A 21,339-nucleotide genomic window follows, 5' to 3' on the forward strand; every position below is an offset into this window, starting at 1 on the left:
CGTCTCTATTCTTCGGGGGTTATTCTTCGAGGGTGAAACGGGCAACCGTCACCGCAATGAAAGGTTTGAGGTCAATCGGGCGGCCGTTGTAGTGCACGCGCACCTGCGTCGCATTGCCCACCACCAGATCGAACGGCGGCTGGCCCTGAATATCGATCCGGCTTCCCGCAGGGTTGAGCTGACGGTGCACCATGCGCCCGCTGCCATCCTTGACTTCGACCCAGGCCTCGTCGCCGAAGTCGAAGCGCAGCACGCTGCCATTTGTCGCGGGCGGAACGGTGGGTGCGCCTGCTTCGGCAGGGTCCTGGAACGCAGGCGCAGGAAGCGGGGCCGCGGGCGTGGGAGACGGCTCCGCAGCCGACTCCGCAGCGGGCGCCGGTGACGCCTCGACCGGTGCAGGCGCTTCCACCGGCGCCTCCACCGGTGCAGGCGTTACAGCAGGCACAGACTCCGTCTGCATGGCCGATGGCTGCCGGCTGGGCAGGTCCTCGTCCACTTCACTGTTCAGCCACAGATACAGCGCGACCGGCACCGCCACCACGATCAGCGTGCCCAGCAGAATCAGAATCAGCCAGGGTGAGGTCAGCCAGGCGGCCGGCGGCGGCGGTTCTGCCTGGGTAATCGGCGCTGCCTCGGCCGGCGCGCCGCCCATGCGTGCCAGCAGATCCTCAGGCACCAGTCCAAGCAGGCGCGCATAGTTGCGCACGAAGCCACGCGCAAACACCGACTGCCCAAGGCTCGCAAAATCGTCCGACTCCATCGCCTCGATCTGGCGATGCATCAGCCGCAGATGCGCCGCGACATCATCCAGTGACATGCCGTGCGCTTCGCGCGCCGCGCGCAGAGTCTGCCCGATTGAAAGCTGCGCGCTCTCGCTCATTCGAATTGCCCCGCCCGCAGCAAACGCTCCTCATTGGAATCCGGAAAACGCTTGCGCAATTGCAGGCCGTATGCCGCCTCCTGCGCCCGGTCGCCCAGCTTGCGTTCCAGCCGCACACCCAGCCACAGGCTTTCTGCAGTCGGCGGTGCGAGTTCGGCATGGCGAGTCAGAAAGCGCTGCGCTTCGACAAGATTGCCCTGACGGAAATGCAAGCCTGCCAGTTTGATCACGGTGCTGGGGTTGTCCGGCTGCAGCTTGAGCGATTTGATCAGGTTGGCTTCGGCCAGCGCCAGATCGCCTTTTCGCTCCGCGCACAGGCCGGCATTGGCCATGGCCTGCTCGGGTTGCGCATACAACGGGTTGCGCAAGGCGGTGCTGAATTGTTCGAGGCCTTCGTCATGGCGGCCGCGGGTGCAGAGAAACCAGCCGTAATTGTTGCGCGCCTCGGAATCGCTGCGATCCAGTTCGATGGCGCGGCGAAAATTCTCCTCGGCCAGCTTGTCTTCGGCCAGCTCCATGTAGATCAGGCCATAGATGTTGTAGGCCGGTCCGTAGCGAGCATCCGCGACAATCGCCTTGCGCAGTTCGTCCAGCGCGGTCTTGTACTGGGCGCGGACGAAATAGGCGCCGGCCAGATCGGTGAAGGCTCGCGCCCGTTGACGGCTTTCACTGTCGACTTGCGTATTGGCCACGCCACTTTCGCTGGCCGGCTGAGCCGCACAGCCGGTCAGCAGAACTGCTGCCATCACGATCCATTTTTTCACGCCGCCTCCTTGTGTATTCTTTTCATCACGCGTCCGCTCTTGTCGGCCACCTTGCCCGCCAGTTGCCCGCAGGCTGCGTCGATGTCGTCGCCGCGCGTCTTGCGCGTCGTTACCACGTAGCCTGCGTCCTGCAGGATTTCGCGGAACACCCGCATGGGTTCGCTACGCGGTTTTTCATAGCCGGAATCCGGGAACGGATTGAACGGGATCAGGTTGAACTTGCACGGTACGTCGCGCGTCAGCGCGATCAGCTGGCGCGCATGCTCGGGCTGATCGTTCACGCCGGCCAGCATCACGTACTCGAAGGTGATGAAGTCGCGCGGCGCGTGCACCAGATAGCGCCGGCACGCCGCCATTAATTCTGCGAGCGGATACTTCTTGTTGATCGGCACGATCTGGTCGCGCAGCGCATCGTTCGGTGCGTGCAGGCTCACCGCCAGCGCCACCGGGCAGCGCTCGGCCAGTCGGTCCATCGCCGGCACCAGGCCGGAGGTCGACACCGTCACCCGTCGCCGCGACAGACCATAGGCATGGTCGTCGAGCATGATGCCGAGCGCGGTCACCACGTTCTCGAAATTCGCCAGCGGTTCGCCCATGCCCATCATCACCACATTGGTCACCGGCCGCTCGGAGATTTCGCCAGTCGTGCGATTGGGCTCGGTCTTCAGGCTGTGCTGTGCCACCCACAGCTGGCCGATGATCTCGGCCACCGTCAGGTTGCGGTTGAAGCCCTGGCGCCCGGTCGAGCAGAAGGTGCATTCGAGCGCGCAGCCCACCTGCGACGACACGCACAGGGTGCCGCGATCGTCTTCGGGAATGAATACGGTTTCGATGCCGTTGGCGACGCCGACGTCGAACAGCCACTTGCGGGTGCCGTCAGTCGACGTGTGCGCATAGCTGATTGCCGGCGCCTGCACCACCGCCTGCTGCTGCAGTTTCTCGCGCAGGCTTTTGGCGATATCGGTCATCTGCGCAAAATCCGCCACCCCGGCCTGATGTAGCCAGTGGAACACCTGCCTGGCGCGGAACGGTTTTTCGCCGCGCTCACCGAACCAGGTGGTCAGTCCTGCCAGGTCGAGATCGAGCAGATTTTGCGTCATGCGTACAGCTTAGCGGCCCGCGTAGACTTCGCTGGCCGGAAAGAAATAGGCGATTTCGATCGCTGCGGTTTCAGGCGCGTCGGAACCGTGTACCGCGTTGGCGTCGATGCTCTCGGCGAAATCGGCGCGAATGGTGCCGGCATCGGCCTTCTTCGGATCGGTGGCACCCATCAGTTCGCGGTTCTTGGCGATGGCATCCTCGCCTTCCAGCACTTGCAGCACGACCGGGCCCGAAATCATGAAGTCGACCAGATCCTTGAAAAAGGGACGCTCCTTGTGAACGGCATAAAAGCCTTCGGCTTCCTGGCGCGACAGGTGCTTCATCCTCGACGCCACCACCTTGAGGCCGTTGCTTTCGAAGCGGCTGACGATCTTGCCGATCACGTTCTTTTTGACGGCATCGGGCTTGATGATGGAAAAGGTGCGCTGAACTGCCATGTGAATGCTCCGGAGAAAATGAGAAAAACGTTCAAAAAACCATGAAAATCAGCCTGCTAGGATACCACGCCCGAGCCCGCCCTGTCTCGCCCGGCGGCTAGCCGACCACCTGCGGCAGCATCCCCGCCTCGCCCGGCGCCGCGCACCAGTCGGCGTCGAATCCGACGCCCGCGGCCCACGCCAGCTGCCCGTCGCACCACAGCAGGGGCAAACGCCCACGCTGCCAGGGCGGGACCGCCTGTTCCTGCAGCAGGTTTTTCAGGCTGCGATGCGGGCCGCCGGCCTGCAGGCGCAGGCGTTCGCCGCCCTGGCGCACCCCCAGCGTGACCGTAGCGGCTTCCAGTACACCACGCTTGAGGCCCGCCCCGATCACCGGCTCCATCCGCACGCCCACGCCCGCAGCCGGCACCCAGACCTGCGTCTCGCCCTGCCAGCGCACGGCGGGCGCCGCCCCCGACGGCGGCGACACCAGATACGCGCCGCCGCGAAAACGCCACAGCTCGGCCGATCCCAGGTTGACGCGCACCCGCGCATCGGCCTGCGCCTTGCACAGTTGATGCACGGCTTCGTCAAGCCGCCGCGCATTGGGTAGCGCCTGGCCCTGCTGCGCGATGAAATAGCGCAGCAGATTGCGCGCGCGCGGCAGCGTCAGGCCCGCCAGCACTGCGCAATCGAGTCGTGCCCCTGCAATGGCGGCGGTCGCATCCAGCCGCGCCAGATCATCCAGCAGGTCCGCCGCCTCGGCCTGCAGGGCCGCCGCACGCGCAAGCGTGACCTGGCTGCCGGGAAAATGCGCAGCCAGCAATGGCATCACCTGCTGGCGCAGCGCGTTGCGGCGGTAGCGGGTGTCCTGGTTGCTTTCGTCCTCGACCCAGACCAACCCGTGTCGCTGGGCCGCCTCCAGGATGGCGTTGCGCGTCACCCCGAGCAGCGGCCGCAACTGTGCCGCCTGCCAGCCGTGACGGTGCTGCAGCTCCGGCATCGCCGCCAGGCCTTTCGGCCCGGCGCCGCGCAGCAACTGCAGCAACAGCGTCTCGGCCTGGTCGTCCTGCTGATGCGCGGTCAGTAGAAAGTCGGTGTCGACCGCGGCAAAAATGCGCAGGCGCGCATACCGCGCAGCGGCTTCAATGCCCGCCGCATCGTCGCGCGCGATCTCCACGCGATGGATCTTCAATTCGACCGCATGCGACGCGCACAGGCGTGCGCAGAAATCGGCCCAGTCATCGGCGTGCGGCGAGAGCCCGTGGTGGACGTGCACGGCGCCAAGTTCGAAGGGATAGTGATCGCGCAGCGTCACCAGCGCATGCAGCAGGACCACCGAATCGAGTCCGCCCGACAGGGCCAGGGCCATCCGCGTGCGCGGCGCAACATGGCGGGCCAGCACGTCCGCCACGACATCGGCAAGCGCCTTACTTGGCAGGAGTTTCCTTGAAGCTGCCATACGCCCGCAGACGCTGGTAGCGCTCGGCCAGCAGCGCGTCGAGCGATGGCTTGCGCAACTCGGACAGCGTGTCGGTCAGCGCGCGGCGCATGTTCTGGAACATGGCATCCCAGTCGCGCTGGGCGCCACCCAGCGGTTCATCAATGATGCGGTCGACCAGGCCGTTGGCCTTCAGGCGATCGGCCGTGATGCCGAGGGTTTCGGCGGCAACCGAGGCCTTGTCGGCGCTCTTCCACAGAATCGACGCGCAGCCTTCGGGCGAGATGACCGAATAGGTGGAGTACTGCAGGATCAGCGTGCGGTCGCCGACGCCGATCGCCAGCGCGCCGCCCGACCCGCCTTCGCCGACGATGGTGCAGATGATCGGCGTCTGCAGTTCGGCCATCACGTACAGGTTGCGCGCAATCGCCTCGGACTGCCCGCGCTCCTCGGCCCCGATGCCGGGGTAGGCGCCGGGGGTATCGATGAAGGTGAAAATCGGCAGCCGGAATTTTTCCGCCAGGTGCATCAGGCGCAAGGCCTTGCGATAGCCCTCGGGGCGCGGCATGCCGAAATTGCGGGCAATTTTTTCCTTGGTATCACGGCCCTTCTGGTGCCCGATCACCATCACCGGCTCGCCATTGAAGCGCGCGATGCCGCCGACGATCGCCTGATCGTCGGCATAGGCGCGATCGCCATGCAGTTCGGAAAAGTCGGTGAACAGCCCCTGCACGTAATCGAGCGTATAGGGCCGTTGCGGATGCCGCGCCACCTGCGACACCTGCCAGGCGTTGAGCTTGGCGTAGATATCCTTGGTCAGGGTCTGGCTTTTTTTCTGCAGGCGGCGGATTTCTTCCGAGATATCCAGAGCGGAATCGTCCTGCACAAAGCGCAGTTCTTCGATCTTGGCTTCGAGCTCGGCGATCGGCTGCTCGAAATCGAGGAAGGTGGTTTTCATTAAACAATCACAGAAAACAGGTTAGCCGGGCATTTTAGCAGCCCAGCGGCATTTTCCAGCAGTGACTTAATGATGATGGTGGCCGTGTGCGCCGTGTGCGTGACGGTGTTCGACCTCATCCGCCGACGCCGCACGCACTTCGGCCACCACACACTGGAAATGCACTGCCTGACCGGCATAGGGGTGGTTACCGTCGACCACCACTTTTTCTTCGGCGATGTCGGTCACGGTGTAGAGCATTTCCTCGGTTCCGTCGACCGGTGAGCCGACGAACTGCATACCCACTTCGATGTCTGCCGGGAAGGCCTCGCGTGGCTCCAGTCGCACCAGATCGTCCTCGTATTCGCCGAAAGCATCGGCCGGCTGCAGCTTGAGGTCGATCTGGTCGCCCACGGCCTTGCCTTCCAGCGCCTGCTCGACCAGCGGAAAGATGTTGTCGTAGCCGCCGTGCAGGTAGCTGACCGGTTCGTCGCTTTCCTCCAGCAGCTTGCCCTCCATGTCCTTGACGATGTAGGTGATGGTGACGACGGTGTCCTTGCCGATATTCACTTGTGTTCCCCTTTGCTCATTGAAGCAACCAGTTGAAGCACTTCCGCCGCGTGACCGCGGCTGGAAACGCCGTACAGGGCATGACGGATGACGCCCTGTTTGTCGATGATGAAGGTGGAGCGAACCGGGCTCTTGCGTACCACGCCGTCCACCTCCTTGTCCTGCAACACGCCATAGGCCTTGTTGGTGATCTGTTCCTTATCTGCCAGCAGGCGCACGCTGATGCCGTGCTTGTCGCGAAATTCGCCATGCTTGATGCAGTCGTCGCGCGACACCCCTAGCACCTCGGCACCCAGCTTGGCAAAATCGTTTTCCAGTTCGGAAAATTCAATGGCTTCTGTCGTGCAGCCCGGCGTATCGTCACGCACATAGAAATACAGCACGAGCGTCTTGCCGCGGAACTGGGATAACTCGACGATATTCATGTCCGCATCCGGATTTGAGAAATCCGGCGCGCGGTCTCCCGCTTTCAGCATGCTTGGCTCCGCCACGTAATTTCGCGCATTCTAGCAGGGCAACTCCAGCCACATCGTTATAATTATTTTATGACTGCGACCCTGCTCGGCGGCTTGAGCCCCACCCGTTTCCTGCGCGATGTATGGCACAAGCGCCCGCTTTTGATCCGCAACGCCGTACCGGATTTCACCGGCCTGTTGACGCTGGGCGAGATGCAGCAGCTGGCGTGCCGCGACGATGTGGAGTCGCGGCTGATCCAGGGCAGCGGCACGCACTGGCAGCTCGATCACGGCCCGTTCGGCAAAAACGACTTCAAGCGTCTGCCCAAGACCGAGTGGACCCTGCTGGTGCAGTCGCTCAATCACATTCTGCCCGAAGCCGACGCGCTGCTGGCGCGCTTCAACTTCATCCCGCATGCCCGGCTCGACGACTTGATGGTGAGTTATGCCGTGCCCGGCGGCAGCGTGGGACCGCATTTCGATTCCTACGATGTTTTTCTGCTGCAGGGCCAGGGACACCGCCGCTGGCAGATCAGTACGCAGACCGACCTGGCGATCCTGGACGACGTTCCGCTGAAAATCCTGCGTCGCTTCAAGCCAGAGGAGGAATGGCTGCTCGGCCCCGGCGACATGCTCTACCTGCCGCCGCACGTCGCCCATTACGGCGTTGCCGAAGACGCCTGCACGACCTATTCGATCGGTTTCCGCGCGCCCACCAGCGAAGAACTGGCGCACGGATTCCTGATGCATTTGCAGGACACGCTCAAACCGGAAGGCCGCTACGCCGACCCCGATCTGCGTCTGCAGGCCCACCCCGGTGAAATCAGCCGGGCAATGCTGGCGCAGATCGAAGACATGATCGCAAAAATAAAATGGGACAAGCGCGACATTGCCGAATTTGCCGGACGCTATCTGTCCGAACCGAAGCCGAATGTGTTCTTCAATCCACCCGAAGCCCCGCTTACGCGCGCCGCGTTCAACAAGCAGGCGAACAGGCACGGCGTTGCGCTCAACCCCAAGTCGCGCCTGCTGTTTACAGGTGGACGCTTTTTCATCAACGGCGAGGCCTTCACGGGGGCTGCCGGCGAAACTGCTGCGCTGAAACAGCTGGCCGATCAGCGCAAGCTCGTGCCGCCCCTGCCTGCCGCGCTGCGCGAGCGCTTTTATGACTGGTATGAAGCCGGCTGGCTGGAGATCAATGCCGCATGAGCACCTTTGAAACCCCGAGCGAATTCCGCAGCGCATTTGATGCCCTGCTCGCCGGCACGCACCGTCAGTTGCGCGTCTACGACCGCAACCTGGATCTGTTCGAGATTGACGATGCGCCGCGTCACGCGAGCCTGCGCGCGCTGTGCGTGGCCGGCGGCGGCCGTCGCATCGAACTGCTGCTCGACGACATCAGCCATGTGGCGCGCAGCCATCCGCGGCTGATGCAACTGCTGCGCGATTTCGGCCATGTGCTCGAAATCCGCCAGGCCGATCCCGACGCGCCACGCCCGGATCAGGCCTTTGCGCTGGCCGAACCTCACAGCGTGCTGCTGCGTGCCGACAAGGCTGCGGTGCATGGCACGCTGCACCTCGAAGATGCACGCGATGCCGTGTTGCTGCATCAGCAGTTTGAAGGCATGTGGCAGCGCTCGCCCGCCGGCGTGTCGGCAACGACACTGGGGCTGTAGGCCGATTCAGACGTTCTTCCGCGAAAAACCTTAAAGCCCGCTCAGCCAGTCCAGTTCGGATTCGCTGAAGCCCGCGGCACGGCGTGCCGCCAGATTGAAGGGCGGCTTCAACGGCGGCGCGTCATACTCGACCAGCAACTGGCGAAATGTCGCATCGGGTTCCATCCCGCGCGCGCGGCACAGCCAGCCAAACCAGTGGCTGCCGATGGCGACATGGCCGATCTCGTCACGCTCGATCACGGCGAGGATCTCGACCATGCGCCCGTCGTTCGCGGCTTTCAATTTGTCGACAATGAGCGGCGCGGCATCGAGTCCGCGTGCCTCCAGCACGCGCGGCACCAGCGCCATCCGCACCAGCGGGTCGTGCGCGGTCTTCAGCGCCATGTCCCACAGGCCGTCATGCGCAGGAAAATCCCCGTAGCGGTGTCCCAGTGTCGTCAGATGCGTGTCGAGCAAATCGAAATGCAGCGCTTCTTCGTCCGCCACCCTGAGCCAGTCGGCGTAATAGGCCGCCGGCATGCCGGCAAAGCGGTGGGCGGCGTCGAGCGCCAGGTTGATGGCATTGAATTCGATGTGCGCCAGCGCGTGCACGAGCGCCGCCCGCCCGGCCACGGTGTCGGCGCGGCGGCGCGGCACCTGGTGCGGCGAGACCCGTTCGGGTCGGGCCGGGCGTCCCGGCAAGTCGATGGGCACGCGCGGCATGTCAGCCGCGAGTTCGACCCTGCCGGCCAGCCAGTCGGCCTGCAAGCCATGCACGCAGGCGATTTTGGCCGCGGGTTCGCTCGCCCGCAGGCAATCGGCCAGCCGCCCGGGCAGCGAAGCTAGCGCCGGTCCACCCACCGGATGCCGACCAGCGCGATGGCAAGGAATATCAACAGCGGCAGGCTGACCACCGCCGCCGCCGGCCAGTCGTTGAGCAGGCCCAGATGGCCGAACAGCCGGCTCAGCAGGTGGAAACTCAGGCCGGTCAGGATGCCGATGAATATCTTGGCGCTGGTGCCACCGGCGCGCGGGCCCTGGATCGCGAACGGCATGACAATCAACATCATGATCGGGATGACGAAGGGATTGATGAATTTCGACCACAGTGCGATCTCGTAGCGGGTGGCCTTCTGGTTGTTTTCCTTCAGGTGCGTCACATAGCGCCACAGGGTCCGCGCCGACATTTTCTCTGGCGCAATCAGCAGCACGCTGAGTATGTCGGGCGTCAGCACCGATTCCCAGTCCTGGCGTTCGCTGCGGACCGCGCGAATGCCGCCGTCCGCATCGAAATGCGTTTCCATCACCTGCTGCAGATCCCAGGTCTGGCCGCCGCGCCAGTCGGCCTGCTCGGCGGCCCGGATCGAGCCCAGCTGGCCGTCGGCCTCGAAGCCGTAGATCTCGACGCCGCGCAGCGTGTTGTCCGCCATCACCTCGCGCACATTGATGAAGGCGCTGCCATCCTTGACCCACAAGCCGGAACGGAACTGCTGCGCCACCACTGCGCGGGTGGCCAGCAGTTTGTAGCGTTGCGCCGCCTGCTCCGACCAGGGCGCGACGAATTCCCCGAGTAGTAGCAGCAGCATCGACAGCACCGCGCCGATCATTGCAAAGTAGCCCGCCACGCGCCAGTTGGACAGGCCCGACACGCGCATCACTGCATACTCCGAATTGCCCACCAGGCGCGACAGCGCGAACAGTGTGCCGATCAGCGCCGCCACCGGCAGGATTTCGTAGAGGTGCCCCGGCATGTTCAGCAACACCACCACGATGGCCTGCCCCAGACCGTAATCGTTGCGGCCCAGGCTGCCGAGCTCCTGCATCACGTCAAAGAAGGCGAACAGCACCATCAGCGCCAGCAGGATGAACCCGGACGCCACCAGCACCTGACTGGCCAGGTATCGCGCCAGCAGGCTCATGCGGATCTCCCGCGCGGCGCGTTTTGATGCGCACGCAGGTAGAACAGCACGCCCACCGCAAGCAGCATCACCAAGTGGGACGACACCATGCCTGCCCAGGGATTGAGCTTGGCCTGCGACACCCAGGCCTGCGACAGCGACAGCAGGTTGTTGTAGACGAAATACAGCAGCAGCGCGACCAGCAAGCCGTAGGAACGGCGCGCGCGCGTGTTGACGTAGCTCAGCGGAACCGCCATGACCGCAAGAATCAGCGCGGAAACCGGCACGCCCAGCCGCCACAGCAGTTCGGCGCGCGCCTGCGGCGAGGGGTCGGCCAGCAAGGTCCCCGCGTCCGCCGCACGCACGCCGGCATCGCCGGCCGCCACGGCGACCGGGTCGAGACGCATCCAGTAGCGTTCGAACTGCACGATGCGGTAATCGAGCTGGCCGGGCGTACCTTCATAGCGCCGCCCGTCCTTGAACACCAGATAGCGCGAACCGTCGGGCATCTGGGTATGGCTGCCCTCGCGCGCGACCACCAGACCCAGCTGGCCGTCGATGCGCGACTGCATGAAGACGTTGCGCACGATACCAGTCAGCGGGTTGAGCGATTCGACATAGTAGACCCGCTGGTTGGCGCCCGATTCGGCGAACAGCCCGGCTGCGATCAGCGTGCTTTCACTGCGGCTGTGCAGATCCTGGCGATACTCGTTTTTCTTGCCCTGCATCCACGGGGTGATCACCAGCGTCAACAGCAGGATCACCAGCGCAAACGGCACCGCAAAGGCCAGCACCGGGCGCAGCCATTGCTGCAGCGAGAGGCCGGCATTGAACCAGATGACCATCTCGCTGTCTCGCCACATACGTGACAAGGGCAGCAGGACCCCCACGAACAGCGCGATCGTCATCAATACCGGCAAAAAGTGCAGCAGGGAAAAGCCGAGGAAAACGAAGACCGCCTCGTTGGCGAGCTCACCGCGCGCCACGTCGCCGAGCAGGCGGATGAACAGCACCACCAGCGCGATCGCCACCAGCACCGTCAGCACGGCACCGGTGGTGAGGGCCATCTCGCGGGTCAGCGCGCGGCGATAGAGCATGGGACAATCCGGGTACCGATTGCGAACAAAACGGTGTTTTGACATTCCGTCACGCCTGCGCCAATAATCGTCGGGGCGGCAACATCGAACCTCCCCGTAACGGCAAATTGCATTTTTTTGAGCACAGACATGGAAAACAAGGAAATCGAACTTGAATTTAGCATAAAAAGCGGGGCCCCCGAAAAGCAGCGCACCGCCTGCGTGGTAGTCGGCGTGTTTGAAAGCCGCAAGCTGTCGGAGCCTGCCACGGACATCGATCGCGCCAGCGACGGCTACCTGTCCGAGATTCTGCGCGGCGGCGACATGGACGGCAAGGCCGGCAGCACGCTGCTGCTGCACCGGGTGCCGAACATCCTGGCAGACCGGGTGCTGCTGGTCGGTCTCGGCAAGGAGCGCGACTTCCACGAAAAAGCCTATCGCGACGCCATCGCCTGTGCGGTCAAGACGCTGCGCGACACCGGCTCGATGGAAGCCACCATCACGCTCAGCGAAATTCCGTTGAAGAAGCGCGATACCACCTGGAACATCGAGCAGGCGGTGATCAGCGCACACGATGCGCTGTATCGATTCGACCGCATGAAGAGCAAACCGAGCGAAGCACGCCGACCGCTCAAGCGCGTCACCTTTGCGGTGACACGGCGTGGGGAACTCAAGTTCGGCGAAGTCGGCCTCGCACGCGGCCTGGCCATCGCCCACGGCATCCAGCTCGCCAAGGATCTGGGCAACACGCCCTCCAACATCTGCACGCCGGAATACCTGGCGGGCGAAGCGAAGAAAGTCGCGAAGGCGTACGGCTTTGGCTGCGAAGTACTGGACTACGCCGCCTGCGAAAAACTCGGCATGGGCTCCTTCCTGTCGGTCGGCAAGGGCAGCGACAAGCCGCCGCGCTTCATCGTGCTGAAGCACATGGGCGGCAAAAAAGGCGACAAGCCGGTGGTGCTGGTCGGCAAGGCGGTCACCTTCGACGCCGGCGGCATTTCGCTGAAGCCGGCCGGTGAAATGGACGAGATGAACTACGACATGAGCGGCGGCGGCGCGGTCATCTCCACCTTCCGCGCCATCGGCGAACTGGGCCTCAAGCTCAACGTCGTCGGCCTGATCCCTGCCTGCGAGAACATGCCGGACGCCAGTGCCAACAAGCCAGGCGACATCGTCACCTCGATGTCCGGCCAGACCATCGAAATTCTCAACACCGATGCTGAAGGCCGCCTGATCCTGTGTGATGCGCTGACCTATGCCGAACGCTTCGAGCCCGACGCCGTGGTCGACCTGGCGACGCTGACTGGCGCCTGCGTGATCGCGCTCGGCGCCCACCCCAGCGCGCTGTTCAGCAACCATGACCCGCTGGCGCGCGAGATCGAGCACGCCGCCGACCACGCCTGGGACCGTGTCTGGCGCATGCCGCTGTGGGACGACTATCAGGATCAGCTCAAAAGCAGCCTCGCCGACATGGCCAACATCGGTGGGCGGCCGGGCGGCTCGATCACCGCGGCCTGCTTCCTGTCGCGCTTCACCAAGAAATATCACTGGGCGCACCTTGACATCGCCGGCACGGCCTGGAAAGGCGGCCGCGAAAAAGGGTCGACCGGTCGTCCGGTTTCACTGCTGGTGCACTTCCTGCTGAATCGCGCCGAGAAGTAGACTTGCCACAGTGACCGAGATTCTCTTCTATACCTTTGCCGACAACCCGCTTGATGTCGCGCGCCGCGTCGTCGCCAAGGCGCATGGACAGGGCCGGCAGGTGATGATTTACGCGCCGGATGCGGCAGTGGCCGACGCCATCGACCGTCTGCTGTGGACGACGCCCGCGCTGGGCTTCGTCCCGCATTGCCGCGACAGCGATGCGCTGGCAGGCGAAACGCCGGTGCTGATCGGCACCGATGCCGACGCCCTGCGCAGCGCCGACGTCATGATCAACCTGCACACCGAGCAGCCGCCCGCCTTTGCCCGCTTCGAGCGACTGGTCGAAATCATTGGCCTGGATGATGCCCGGGTCGAGGCGGGACGCGAGCGCTATCGTTTTTACAAGACGCGCGGCTACGCCCTGCAAACGCACGACTTGCGGCAGCACGCCGGCTAGGAGGCACCGATGAGCGACAGTCCCCTGATGAGCAAGATGGATGCGCTGCTGAAAAAACACCGCGGCGGCAGCGAGGCCGACCCGGCTGCGCGTGCCGATACAACCGCCGCGTCCGGGCCGACGCATTCATCCACGCCTCCGGCCGGCGCCTGGCTGCCGGTGCTGACGGATGTGATCGAGCGTGGTACGCCGCCCGTCCGGGCAAGCGCCGCCCATGTGACCGCCGCGGCCGCGGCAGTGCCCGTCGTCGAACCCGTTCCAACACCAACGGCAGCGCCCGCGCCGGTGACGGATCCCGCTGCGGCCCTCGTCAACGACACCCTGGCCGAGCAGTTGATGAGCGAGCTGGCGCCGCGCTTGTCCGAAGTGATGGAAAAGCAGGTCGCCGCCGAACTGCGCAAGAATCTCGACCAGACCGTCGCCACCCTGCTCAGCCAGCTCGACGTCAACGTGCGGGAAATCGTCCGCGACGCCGTCGCAGAGAAGCTCAAGCAACCGCGCAATCCATCGACCTGAAACCGCATGCGGCGGCGTTTTTTGAGCCGCGTCCTGGATTCTTTGGGTCGTGCTCCCGGCTTTTTTGGGATAATGCACCCTTTGCGCGCACGCCATGGAACTCGCCAAATCCTTCGAACCGGCTGATATCGAAAACCGCTGGTACGCCCAGTGGGAAAGCGCCGGCTACTTCAAGGCCGGCAACAAGTCCGACGCTCCCGCCTACTGCATCATGCTGCCGCCGCCCAACGTCACCGGCACGCTGCACATGGGGCACGCCTTCCAGCACACCCTGATGGACGCGCTAACCCGCTATCACCGCATGGCGGGCGACAACACGCTGTGGCAGCCGGGCACCGATCACGCCGGCATCGCCACCCAGATCGTGGTGGAGCGCCAGCTCGACGCGCAGGGCGTCTCGCGCCACGACCTCGGCCGCGAGAAATTCCTCGAAAAAGTCTGGGACTGGAAGGAACACTCCGGCTCCACCATCACCCGCCAGATGCGCCGGCTCGGCACCAGCCCCGACTGGAGCCGCGAGCGCTTCACCATGGATGAGGGTCTGTCGAAAGCTGTCACCGAGGTGTTCGTGCGGCTCTACCGCGAAGGGCTGATCTACCGCGGCAAGCGCCTGGTGAACTGGGACCCGGTCCTCGGCACGGCAGTATCCGACCTCGAAGTCGTCAGCGCCGAGGAAGACGGCTTCATGTGGGAGATCAACTATCCGCTTGAAGACGGCTCAGGCTTTTTGACCGTTGCCACCACCCGCCCGGAAACCCTGCTCGGCGACAGCGCCGTCGCCGTGCATCCCGAGGATGAGCGCTACAAGCACCTGATCGGCAAGCACGTCCGATTGCCGGTCGCCGAGCGCAGCATCCCCATCATCGCCGACGACTATGTCGACCGCGAGTTCGGCACCGGCGTGGTCAAGATCACCCCGGCGCACGACTTCAACGACTGGCAGGTCGGCCAGCGCCACAAGCTGGTGGCGATCAGCGTGCTGACCCTCGACGCCAAGATGAACGAGCTGTGCCCGGCCGAATACCAGGGGCTGGACCGCTACGACGCGCGGCAGAAACTGCTCGACGAGTTGCAGGCGAAAGGCTTGCTGGTTTCGGCCAAGCCGCACAAGCTGATGATCCCGCGCGGCGACCGCACGCACGCGGTGATCGAGCCGATGCTCACCGACCAGTGGTTCATGAGCATGGAAGGCCTCGCCCAGCAGGGCCTCGCCGCGGTCGATTCGGGTGAACTGAAATTCGTTCCGGAGAACTGGACCACGACCTATCGCCAGTGGCTGGAAAACATCCAGGACTGGTGCGTGTCCCGACAATTGTGGTGGGGCCACCGCATCCCGGCGTGGTATGACGCCGACGGCAATTTCTACGTTGCCTACACGGAAGAAGAAGCGAAGAAGCAGGCCGGCGGTCGCGAGTTAACGCAGGACAACGACGTGCTCGACACCTGGTTCTCGAGCGCGCTGTGGCCCTTCTCCACGCTGGGCTGGCCCGAGCAGACGTCCGAGCTCGAACGCTACCTACCGACCTCGGTGCTGGTCACCGGCTTCGACATCATCTTCTTCTGGGTCGCGCGCATGGTGATGATGTCGCTGCACTTAACCGGCAAGGTGCCATTCCGCGAGGTGTACGTCACCGGCCTCGTGCGCGACTCCGAAGGTCAGAAGATGAGCAAGTCCAAAGGCAACGTGCTTGACCCGATCGATCTGATCGATGGCATCGCGGTCGACGACCTGGTCGCCAAGCGCACCACCGGACTGATGGACCCCAGGAAAGCACCGAGCATCGAGAAACGTACCCGCCGCGAATTCCCGGACGGCATCGCCGCGTTCGGAACGGATGCTTTAAGGTTCACCTTCGCGAGTTTGGCCACCCACGGCCGCGACATCAAATTTGATCTCCAGCGTGCCGAAGGCTACCGCAACTTTTGTAATAAATTGTGGAACGCCACCCGCTTCGCGCTGATGAACCTGGAAGGCCACGACTGCGGGCAGGATGCCAGCCAGGCCATGGATTTCTCGGACGCCGACCGCTGGATCGCCGCGCGCCTGCAGCAGGCCGTCGGCGAAGTGCACGAAGCCTTCGCCGCCTACCGCTTCGACCAAGCCGCGCGCGCCATCTATGAATTCGTGTGGGACGAATACTGCGACTGGTACCTGGAACTCGCCAAGGTGCAGCTGAACACCGGCACGCCGGAACAGCAGCGTGCCACCCGCCGCGCGCTGGCCACCGTGCTCGAGGCCACGCTGCGCCTCGCCCATCCCATCATCCCATTCATCACCGAGGAGCTGTGGCAGAAGGTCGCGCCACTCGCCAGCGTGACGGGCGACAGCATCATGCTCGCCGCCTACCCGCAGGTCGACGCAGCGCAACACCACCCCGACAGCGTCGCCCGCATTCAACTGCTGAAGGAACTGGTCAACGCCTGCCGCACCCTGCGCGGCGAGATGAGCCTGTCGCCCGCCCAGCGCGTGCCGCTGGTAATCGAAGGCGACGCTGGCGTGATCAACTCGCTGGCACCCTACATCGCCGCGCTCGGCAAACTCAGCGAAGTCAGCACCGCGCCCGCGTTGCCGGAAGCCGACGCCCCGGTCGCCCTGGTCGGCGACCTGCGGATGATGCTGGTGGTGGAAATCGACAAGGACGCCGAACGCGCACGTCTTGCCAAGGAAATCGCCCGCGTCCGGAATGAAATCCAGAAGGCCGAAGCCAAGCTCGCCAATTCCAGCTTCGTCGACCGTGCGCCTGCCGCCGTAGTCGAGCAGGAAAAGTCCCGGCTCGCCGACTTCGGCATCATGCTGCAGAAGCTGGAGACGCAGCACGCCCGGCTTGATTAGCGTACTCACTCTGCCCAACAAAAAGCGCGGCCCTCGGTCGCGCTTTTTGTTGGGCACAGGCTGGCGATGACGTTACCGTCGCGCATGAAAAAGCCGGGGCAATCGCCCCGGCTTTTGTCAGCCTAATGCAGTTGAATCTTACATCTTCCAGCTGTACTGAATGCCAACCGCGTTCTGATACATCTCGATTTTTTCATTACCCGCTGCTGAACCGCCACTAAATACCGGCAGGATGGAAGCACCGTTCACATCATTCTTGAAGGCATGCATGTAGCTCATGGTCAGTTCATTACCCGATGCCAGCGTGTAGGTGAAACCAAGCGTTGCATGGTTCTCGATAACACCGGGGGCAAGGATGTTGAAAGTCACGTCACGCGACGTGATCGGATTGTCGCCGTGATTATAGCCTGCACGCAGGGTCAGCTGCTTGCTGTGCTTGTATTCGACACCCAGTTTCCACACATCGATATCTTGCCAGCCAAAGCCCGGTCCATTGTCTGCGCCCAGTTGTGCCTGATTGGTGCTGGGGTTATTGATCGAAGCAACCCCACTGTAATTGATACGCTGATAATCCAGCGCCAGCTTGACGGCGGGGGTCGCCTGCCACGCCACACCAATGTTGTAGTTTTCGGGAATATCAAAGTCGCCCTGCTCAGCAAACAGGCCCCTGTACTTGTCGAACTCCTCGAAATTCATTTTGCTGGCATACGCAAGGCCAATAGTTACGTTCGGCGCAATCTTGCCCATATAGCCCAGCCGCACGCCATAGCCGAAGGCATCATCGTAGCCTTGGTTGGTAATGCTGCCCGGAGCGGTCGATATCCCTGTACCAGTGAAAGCATGGAGCCCTTCGGCCTTGAAGCGCTGGTAACCGATCAGCGGCGAAATGCCGATGGAATGATTAGCGTTGATTTTGTATGCGGCGGTCGGCGCAATGATCAATTGCATCAAATCCACCCCCAGGCTTCCCTGGCCGCAAAGCATATTGCTGGCGGGCGCACCGACGCCACAATTACCTGCTGCAATCTGCCCGCCCGGGTAATCAGAGTTCATGCCGCCATTGCCGTACACGGTCACGCCCAGCGCAAGATTATTGTTGAGCATGCGGTTGTAGCCGAATTCGGGGATCAGGAAATAATTGCTGTCGCTATCCACACTCATGTCCAAACCGCCCAGACCTGTACGCGATGCCTCACGACGCGGGCTGAACAGATCCATACCCAGATCAATACGGTTGCCTGCGAAGGCTGCCGCTGCCGGGTTATTGGCGCCAAAGAAGGCATCGTCATGGCTAGCAGTGGCTGCACCGCCCATGCCCTTGGCCTTCATGCCATAGCCGTGCGAAAAATAACCGTTGGTGGCGAAGGCGCTGCCAGCCAGACCGGCCAGTGCCATGAATGCGAATACACGGGTGAATTTCATTGATATCCTCCTGAGGGGCAAAATAACCACGTTGTTAAGCTTGTTGGTCAGCTTGTCCGAAGCCTACGCGCCGACGGGCACAGAGACAAGCAGGGGCATGCTGCTAGGCGGATAATCACGCACGGGTGTGGTACAAATGACACAGATGAAAAACGGGCCGAAATCATTCGGCCCGTTTTTCATGGTGCGGTCATGCGCCGCTGGCTGTCGCTTAAATGAACAGGCAGATGTCGGTCTCGCCGGCGAATTCGAAGAAGGTGGCGGCGCCGCCGTATTCGAGGCCGTCAATGAAGTCGGAATGCTCGAAGCCGAACAGTTCGACGGTCATCTGGCAGGCGATGAACTTGACTTCGGCCTCCTGGCACAGGCCGCGCAGGTCGGGGATGGTGGCCACGCCGTTGTTGGCGATGGTCTGCTTCATCAGGGCAGTGGCTACGCTTTCATAGCCGGGGACGATGGCCTGGATGGCGTTGGGCATGTTCCAGTTGATGCTCTTGAACCACTTGGGGCCAAACGGCATTTTCATCGGCATGCCGGGGTTGCCCAGAGGGCTGACCTTGAGCACGGACAGGTCCTTGCGGACGAGCTGCAGGCCGTAGAAGGTGAAGAAAATCTGTGTTTCATAACCCAGCGCGGCGGCGGTGGAAGCCAGGATGAACGGGGGGTAAGCCCAGTCCAGCGTGCCCTTGGTGGCGATGATGGCCATTTTTTTGGTATCCATGCTTACTCTCTCCTCTTGCAATAAAAAAACAGCGCCGCAGGTTCTTGGCTAAGTGCTCCAGGAACGAGGGCGCTGGTTTTGGGGGGTGGGGTTTACTTTTTCTTCATGAAGAAAGTGAATTCGCCACCCGCTTCGGCGGTGGACAGCAGTTCGTTACCGGTCTGCTTGGCGAAAGCCGCGAAATCCTTGACCGAACCCGGGTCGGTGGAGAGGATCTTCAGCACCTGGCCGCTGGTGACTTCCGCCAGGGCCTTCTTGGCACGCAGGATGGGCAGCGGACAGTTCAGGCCACGTGCGTCGAGTTCTTTATCGAAATTCATTGGGTTCTCCTTACACTAAATCAGTTGAATCGGTATGTAGTAAAAAACGCTGCGGTACCTTAAACCAGAAGTTCCCCCATTGCAATCGAAATCGCTGCGGGACGGGGGAATTTCAAGTGTGTTGCGGCGCGTACAGGCCTCGCGTCAGCGCGGCTGGCTGAGAAGGTTGCCGGAGCGTGCCCACGCCATGATCCCGCCCGCCAGGTTGTGCATGTTGTCGTAGCCTTTGGAGGCCATGAACGCGCACGCCTGGGCAGAGCGCGCTCCCGAGCGGCAGTAGATCACCACAGGCGTGTCCTGGGGAATGTCGGCCGCGCGCAGCGGCAGCAAATGCAGCGGGATATGGATGGCGCCATCGATCACGCCCTGCGCGACTTCGGCCTCGGTGCGCACATCGATCAGATGCGCGCCCTTGGCAGCGATTTCAGCCACGTAGCCGGGATCGACTTCTTTGAAACCTGACAGTCCAAACATAGCGGTCATTCTCCTGTCACGGACTAATTAGAGTTTTCTAATATACCGCAAACCCGGGCGCCCGCCAAGTCCGGCGCTCAGCACCGCTGGGCACCGTGATAGAGGTTGACCACATGGCGCGCTTCGGCGAAGAACAGCCAGCGTTCGACGGCCGCGCCGACGATGCCGGCCAAGACCGCCACGATGGCGGCGGTCTGGACACTTTCCTGGTTGAACACCCACACCAGCATCAGGCCCGGCACGATGAAGCCCAGCACGAAGACGACAATCTTCAGCAGGCTGGCCTGCTGGCGCGCAATCTGAAAACCGAATTCCTGGGTGAGAAAAGTGCCGTGGGTATGGCCGGTGTCGAGCAGCTTGACCTTGGCGCGGGTCAGACCGGTGGCAGTGTTGATGGTCGGCGACAGGCCGGGGCTGCGGATCCAGAAGTAATAGATCGCCTTCAATACCGCGGCAATCGCCATGATCAACGCTGACATCGCGATGTAGGGCGTAGTGTCGAGCCCGGCGACGACCGCGCCCAGCAACAGCAGCAGGCTGCCGCTGGCATAGCCCAGCGCAAGGTAGTTGGCCGGCACCAGCGGGGTGTTCCACTGGCGGATGGTCTTCAGGCAAGCGTAGATCATGCCGGTGGAGAACACGGTGATCCAGGCCATCACGGCGGTCAGAAAACCGCTGCTGACACGCAGCCACTGTGGTGCGTCGAAGATGATGCTGACGAGATAGATCAGCGCCAGCGGCATGAATACCACGGCGAATACGCCTTCGCGCGACAGCCACGAGGTGCGGAAACGGCTGAACGCGCGCCAGGCATTTTTCGGGTTGGCGAGGTGGAAAGTTGACGACAACAGGCCGAACACGACCAGCGCCATCGCCATCAGCCCACCCGCAACGAGCTGGTCCTGGTTGAAGCCGCCGCCGAGCTTGAAGAAGTCGGCAATGAACAGCAGCGAAATCAGGCCGAAGCCGGCGCCTGATGCCACGGTGAAGAAAATGACTGAGAAAGCGGGATGCATGGATTCTCCTGGCGCAAATGGGGGTGCTTAGCGGCGCACCAGCTTGTTGGCAAACTGCTTGATGCTTTCCTTCAGGCCACCCTTGGGCTGGGTGTCGACCGGAATCACCGGCTTGCGGCGCGGCGGCAGGTACTGGTTGGTCGGGTTGTAGTTGAGCTCGGGCATCAGCGGGTAACCGCCGCGCTCGCGCACGGTGCGCGACACGGCCGAATCGGGATCGTCGAAGTCGCCGAACATGCGGGCGTGTGCCGGACAGGTCAGCACGCACGAGGGCTGGCGTTCCTCGACCGGCAGGTTCTGGTCATAGATGCGGTCGACGCACAGGGTGCACTTCTTCATCGTGCCGGACGAGCGGTCGAGCTCGCGCGCGCCGTACGGGCAGGCCCACGAGCAGTAGTTGCAGCCCATGCACTTGTCCTGGTCGATCAGCACGATGCCGTCTTCGGCGCGTTTGTACGAGGCGCCGGTCGGGCACACGGTGACGCAGTCGGCGTCCTCGCAGTGCATGCACGACATCGGGAAGTTGATGGTCTTGTTGTTCGGGTATTCGTCCATTTCGTAATGGCGAATCCGGTTGAACCACACGCCCGACGGCTCGGCGCCGTAGGGCTGGTAGTCGGATAACGGGCCGATGGTGCCGGATGCGTTCCACTCCTTGCACGCGATGGCGCAGGCATGGCAGCCCACGCACACATCGAGGTCGATGACCAATCCAAGTCTCATAGTTCTCTCTCGCTTAAATT

General features: G+C 63.0%; 23 protein-coding genes. 6 read left to right on the forward strand and 17 right to left on the reverse strand.

Annotated features, from left to right (window positions below; translation table 11 throughout):
- Window positions 1-19: 19 nt before the first annotated feature.
- The 8 genes from Q8R61_RS05630 to Q8R61_RS05665 form a co-directional block, all read right to left on the reverse strand.
- Window positions 20-880, reverse strand: a complete 861-nt coding sequence (locus Q8R61_RS05630; RefSeq protein ID WP_305535085.1) for a helix-turn-helix domain-containing protein — start codon at window positions 878-880, stop codon at window positions 20-22.
- Window positions 877-1,644, reverse strand: coding sequence for a type IV pilus biogenesis/stability protein PilW (gene pilW, locus Q8R61_RS05635; protein ID WP_305535087.1), 768 nt, complete (start codon window positions 1,642-1,644; stop codon window positions 877-879). The genes Q8R61_RS05630 and pilW overlap by 4 nt, the downstream gene beginning before the upstream one ends.
- Window positions 1,641-2,744 (reverse strand): 23S rRNA (adenine(2503)-C(2))-methyltransferase RlmN, encoded by a 1,104-nt coding sequence (rlmN, locus tag Q8R61_RS05640; protein WP_305535089.1) that lies wholly within the window; start codon window positions 2,742-2,744, stop codon window positions 1,641-1,643. The genes pilW and rlmN overlap by 4 nt, the downstream gene beginning before the upstream one ends.
- A 9-nt stretch (window positions 2,745-2,753) precedes the next feature.
- Window positions 2,754-3,182, reverse strand: a complete 429-nt coding sequence (gene ndk / locus Q8R61_RS05645; RefSeq protein WP_305535091.1) for a nucleoside-diphosphate kinase — start codon at window positions 3,180-3,182, stop codon at window positions 2,754-2,756.
- 97 nt (window positions 3,183-3,279) lie between these two features.
- Entirely contained in the window at window positions 3,280-4,623 is a 1,344-nt protein-coding gene (tilS, locus tag Q8R61_RS05650; RefSeq protein ID WP_305535093.1) for a tRNA lysidine(34) synthetase TilS, read from the reverse strand.
- Window positions 4,592-5,560: an acetyl-CoA carboxylase carboxyltransferase subunit alpha gene (locus tag Q8R61_RS05655; protein ID WP_305535095.1), complete on the reverse strand. Its 969-nt coding sequence runs from the start codon at window positions 5,558-5,560 to the stop codon at window positions 4,592-4,594. The genes tilS and Q8R61_RS05655 overlap by 32 nt, the downstream gene beginning before the upstream one ends.
- A 66-nt stretch (window positions 5,561-5,626) precedes the next feature.
- Window positions 5,627-6,109 carry a peptidylprolyl isomerase gene (locus Q8R61_RS05660; RefSeq protein WP_305535097.1) on the reverse strand — a complete coding sequence of 161 codons (483 nt, stop codon included), beginning with the start codon at window positions 6,107-6,109 and terminating at the stop codon, window positions 5,627-5,629.
- Window positions 6,106-6,585 carry a peroxiredoxin gene (locus Q8R61_RS05665; protein WP_305535099.1) on the reverse strand — a complete coding sequence of 160 codons (480 nt, stop codon included), beginning with the start codon at window positions 6,583-6,585 and terminating at the stop codon, window positions 6,106-6,108. Before Q8R61_RS05665 ends, Q8R61_RS05660 begins: the two co-directional genes overlap by 4 nt.
- Before the next feature lie 69 nt (window positions 6,586-6,654).
- Between Q8R61_RS05665 and Q8R61_RS05670 the strand changes: the two genes are divergently transcribed.
- Together Q8R61_RS05670 and Q8R61_RS05675 are read left to right on the forward strand one after the other, a co-directional pair.
- A complete protein-coding gene (locus Q8R61_RS05670; RefSeq protein WP_305535101.1) occupies window positions 6,655-7,773 on the forward strand; it encodes a cupin domain-containing protein in 1,119 nt (372 codons plus the stop codon).
- Complete coding sequence (locus Q8R61_RS05675) at window positions 7,770-8,240, forward strand: hypothetical protein (protein ID WP_305535103.1); 471 nt, start codon at window positions 7,770-7,772, stop codon at window positions 8,238-8,240. Before Q8R61_RS05670 ends, Q8R61_RS05675 begins: the two co-directional genes overlap by 4 nt.
- 30 nt (window positions 8,241-8,270) lie before the next feature.
- Here Q8R61_RS05675 and Q8R61_RS05680 read toward each other — a convergent pair whose 3' ends face one another.
- From Q8R61_RS05680 to lptF, 3 genes are read right to left on the reverse strand one after another with little or no spacing between them, the layout of a single operon-like run.
- The gene (locus Q8R61_RS05680) at window positions 8,271-9,080 is read right to left on the reverse strand and encodes a ferritin-like domain-containing protein (RefSeq protein WP_305535105.1); all 810 of its coding nucleotides are present in this window, start codon (window positions 9,078-9,080) and stop codon (window positions 8,271-8,273) included.
- The gene (lptG, locus tag Q8R61_RS05685) at window positions 9,062-10,138 is read right to left on the reverse strand and encodes an LPS export ABC transporter permease LptG (protein ID WP_305535107.1); all 1,077 of its coding nucleotides are present in this window, start codon (window positions 10,136-10,138) and stop codon (window positions 9,062-9,064) included. Before lptG ends, Q8R61_RS05680 begins: the two co-directional genes overlap by 19 nt.
- Window positions 10,135-11,214 (reverse strand): LPS export ABC transporter permease LptF, encoded by a 1,080-nt coding sequence (lptF, locus tag Q8R61_RS05690; protein WP_305535109.1) that lies wholly within the window; start codon window positions 11,212-11,214, stop codon window positions 10,135-10,137. Before lptF ends, lptG begins: the two co-directional genes overlap by 4 nt.
- A gap of 129 nt (window positions 11,215-11,343) precedes the next feature.
- On the opposite strand from lptF, the gene Q8R61_RS05695 reads away from it, so the two are divergent.
- The 4 genes from Q8R61_RS05695 to Q8R61_RS05710 all read left to right on the forward strand — a co-directional run bounded on the left by Q8R61_RS05695 (window position 11,344) and on the right by Q8R61_RS05710 (window position 16,643).
- Window positions 11,344-12,855, forward strand: a complete 1,512-nt coding sequence (locus Q8R61_RS05695; RefSeq protein WP_305535111.1) for a leucyl aminopeptidase — start codon at window positions 11,344-11,346, stop codon at window positions 12,853-12,855.
- Window positions 12,856-12,865: 10 nt separating this feature from the next.
- A complete protein-coding gene (locus tag Q8R61_RS05700; protein WP_305535113.1) occupies window positions 12,866-13,294 on the forward strand; it encodes a DNA polymerase III subunit chi in 429 nt (142 codons plus the stop codon).
- A gap of 9 nt (window positions 13,295-13,303) precedes the next feature.
- Entirely contained in the window at window positions 13,304-13,810 is a 507-nt protein-coding gene (locus Q8R61_RS05705) for a hypothetical protein (RefSeq protein WP_305535115.1), read from the forward strand.
- 94 nt (window positions 13,811-13,904) lie between these two features.
- Window positions 13,905-16,643 carry a valine--tRNA ligase gene (locus tag Q8R61_RS05710; protein WP_305535117.1) on the forward strand — a complete coding sequence of 913 codons (2,739 nt, stop codon included), beginning with the start codon at window positions 13,905-13,907 and terminating at the stop codon, window positions 16,641-16,643.
- Window positions 16,644-16,781: 138 nt separating this feature from the next.
- Here the strand turns inward: Q8R61_RS05710 and Q8R61_RS05715 are convergent, their stop codons facing one another.
- From Q8R61_RS05715 to Q8R61_RS05740, 6 genes are all read right to left on the reverse strand, one after another.
- Window positions 16,782-18,065 (reverse strand): OmpP1/FadL family transporter, encoded by a 1,284-nt coding sequence (locus Q8R61_RS05715; RefSeq protein WP_305535119.1) that lies wholly within the window; start codon window positions 18,063-18,065, stop codon window positions 16,782-16,784.
- 211 nt (window positions 18,066-18,276) lie between these two features.
- Entirely contained in the window at window positions 18,277-18,786 is a 510-nt protein-coding gene (locus tag Q8R61_RS05720; protein WP_305535121.1) for a DsrE/DsrF/DrsH-like family protein, read from the reverse strand.
- Window positions 18,787-18,878: 92 nt separating this feature from the next.
- Window positions 18,879-19,106, reverse strand: coding sequence for a sulfurtransferase TusA family protein (locus Q8R61_RS05725; protein WP_011311086.1), 228 nt, complete (start codon window positions 19,104-19,106; stop codon window positions 18,879-18,881).
- A 144-nt stretch (window positions 19,107-19,250) separates the two neighbouring features.
- Window positions 19,251-19,580 carry a rhodanese-like domain-containing protein gene (locus tag Q8R61_RS05730; protein WP_305535131.1) on the reverse strand — a complete coding sequence of 110 codons (330 nt, stop codon included), beginning with the start codon at window positions 19,578-19,580 and terminating at the stop codon, window positions 19,251-19,253.
- A 77-nt stretch (window positions 19,581-19,657) separates the two neighbouring features.
- The gene (locus Q8R61_RS05735; protein WP_305535134.1) at window positions 19,658-20,596 is read right to left on the reverse strand and encodes a DmsC/YnfH family molybdoenzyme membrane anchor subunit; all 939 of its coding nucleotides are present in this window, start codon (window positions 20,594-20,596) and stop codon (window positions 19,658-19,660) included.
- A 27-nt stretch (window positions 20,597-20,623) separates the two neighbouring features.
- Entirely contained in the window at window positions 20,624-21,319 is a 696-nt protein-coding gene (locus tag Q8R61_RS05740; RefSeq protein WP_305535136.1) for a 4Fe-4S dicluster domain-containing protein, read from the reverse strand.
- Window positions 21,320-21,339 lie beyond the last annotated feature (20 nt).

Source organism: Thiobacillus sp. (genome assembly GCF_030696885.1).
Lineage (GTDB): Bacteria > Pseudomonadota > Gammaproteobacteria > Burkholderiales > Thiobacillaceae > Thiobacillus.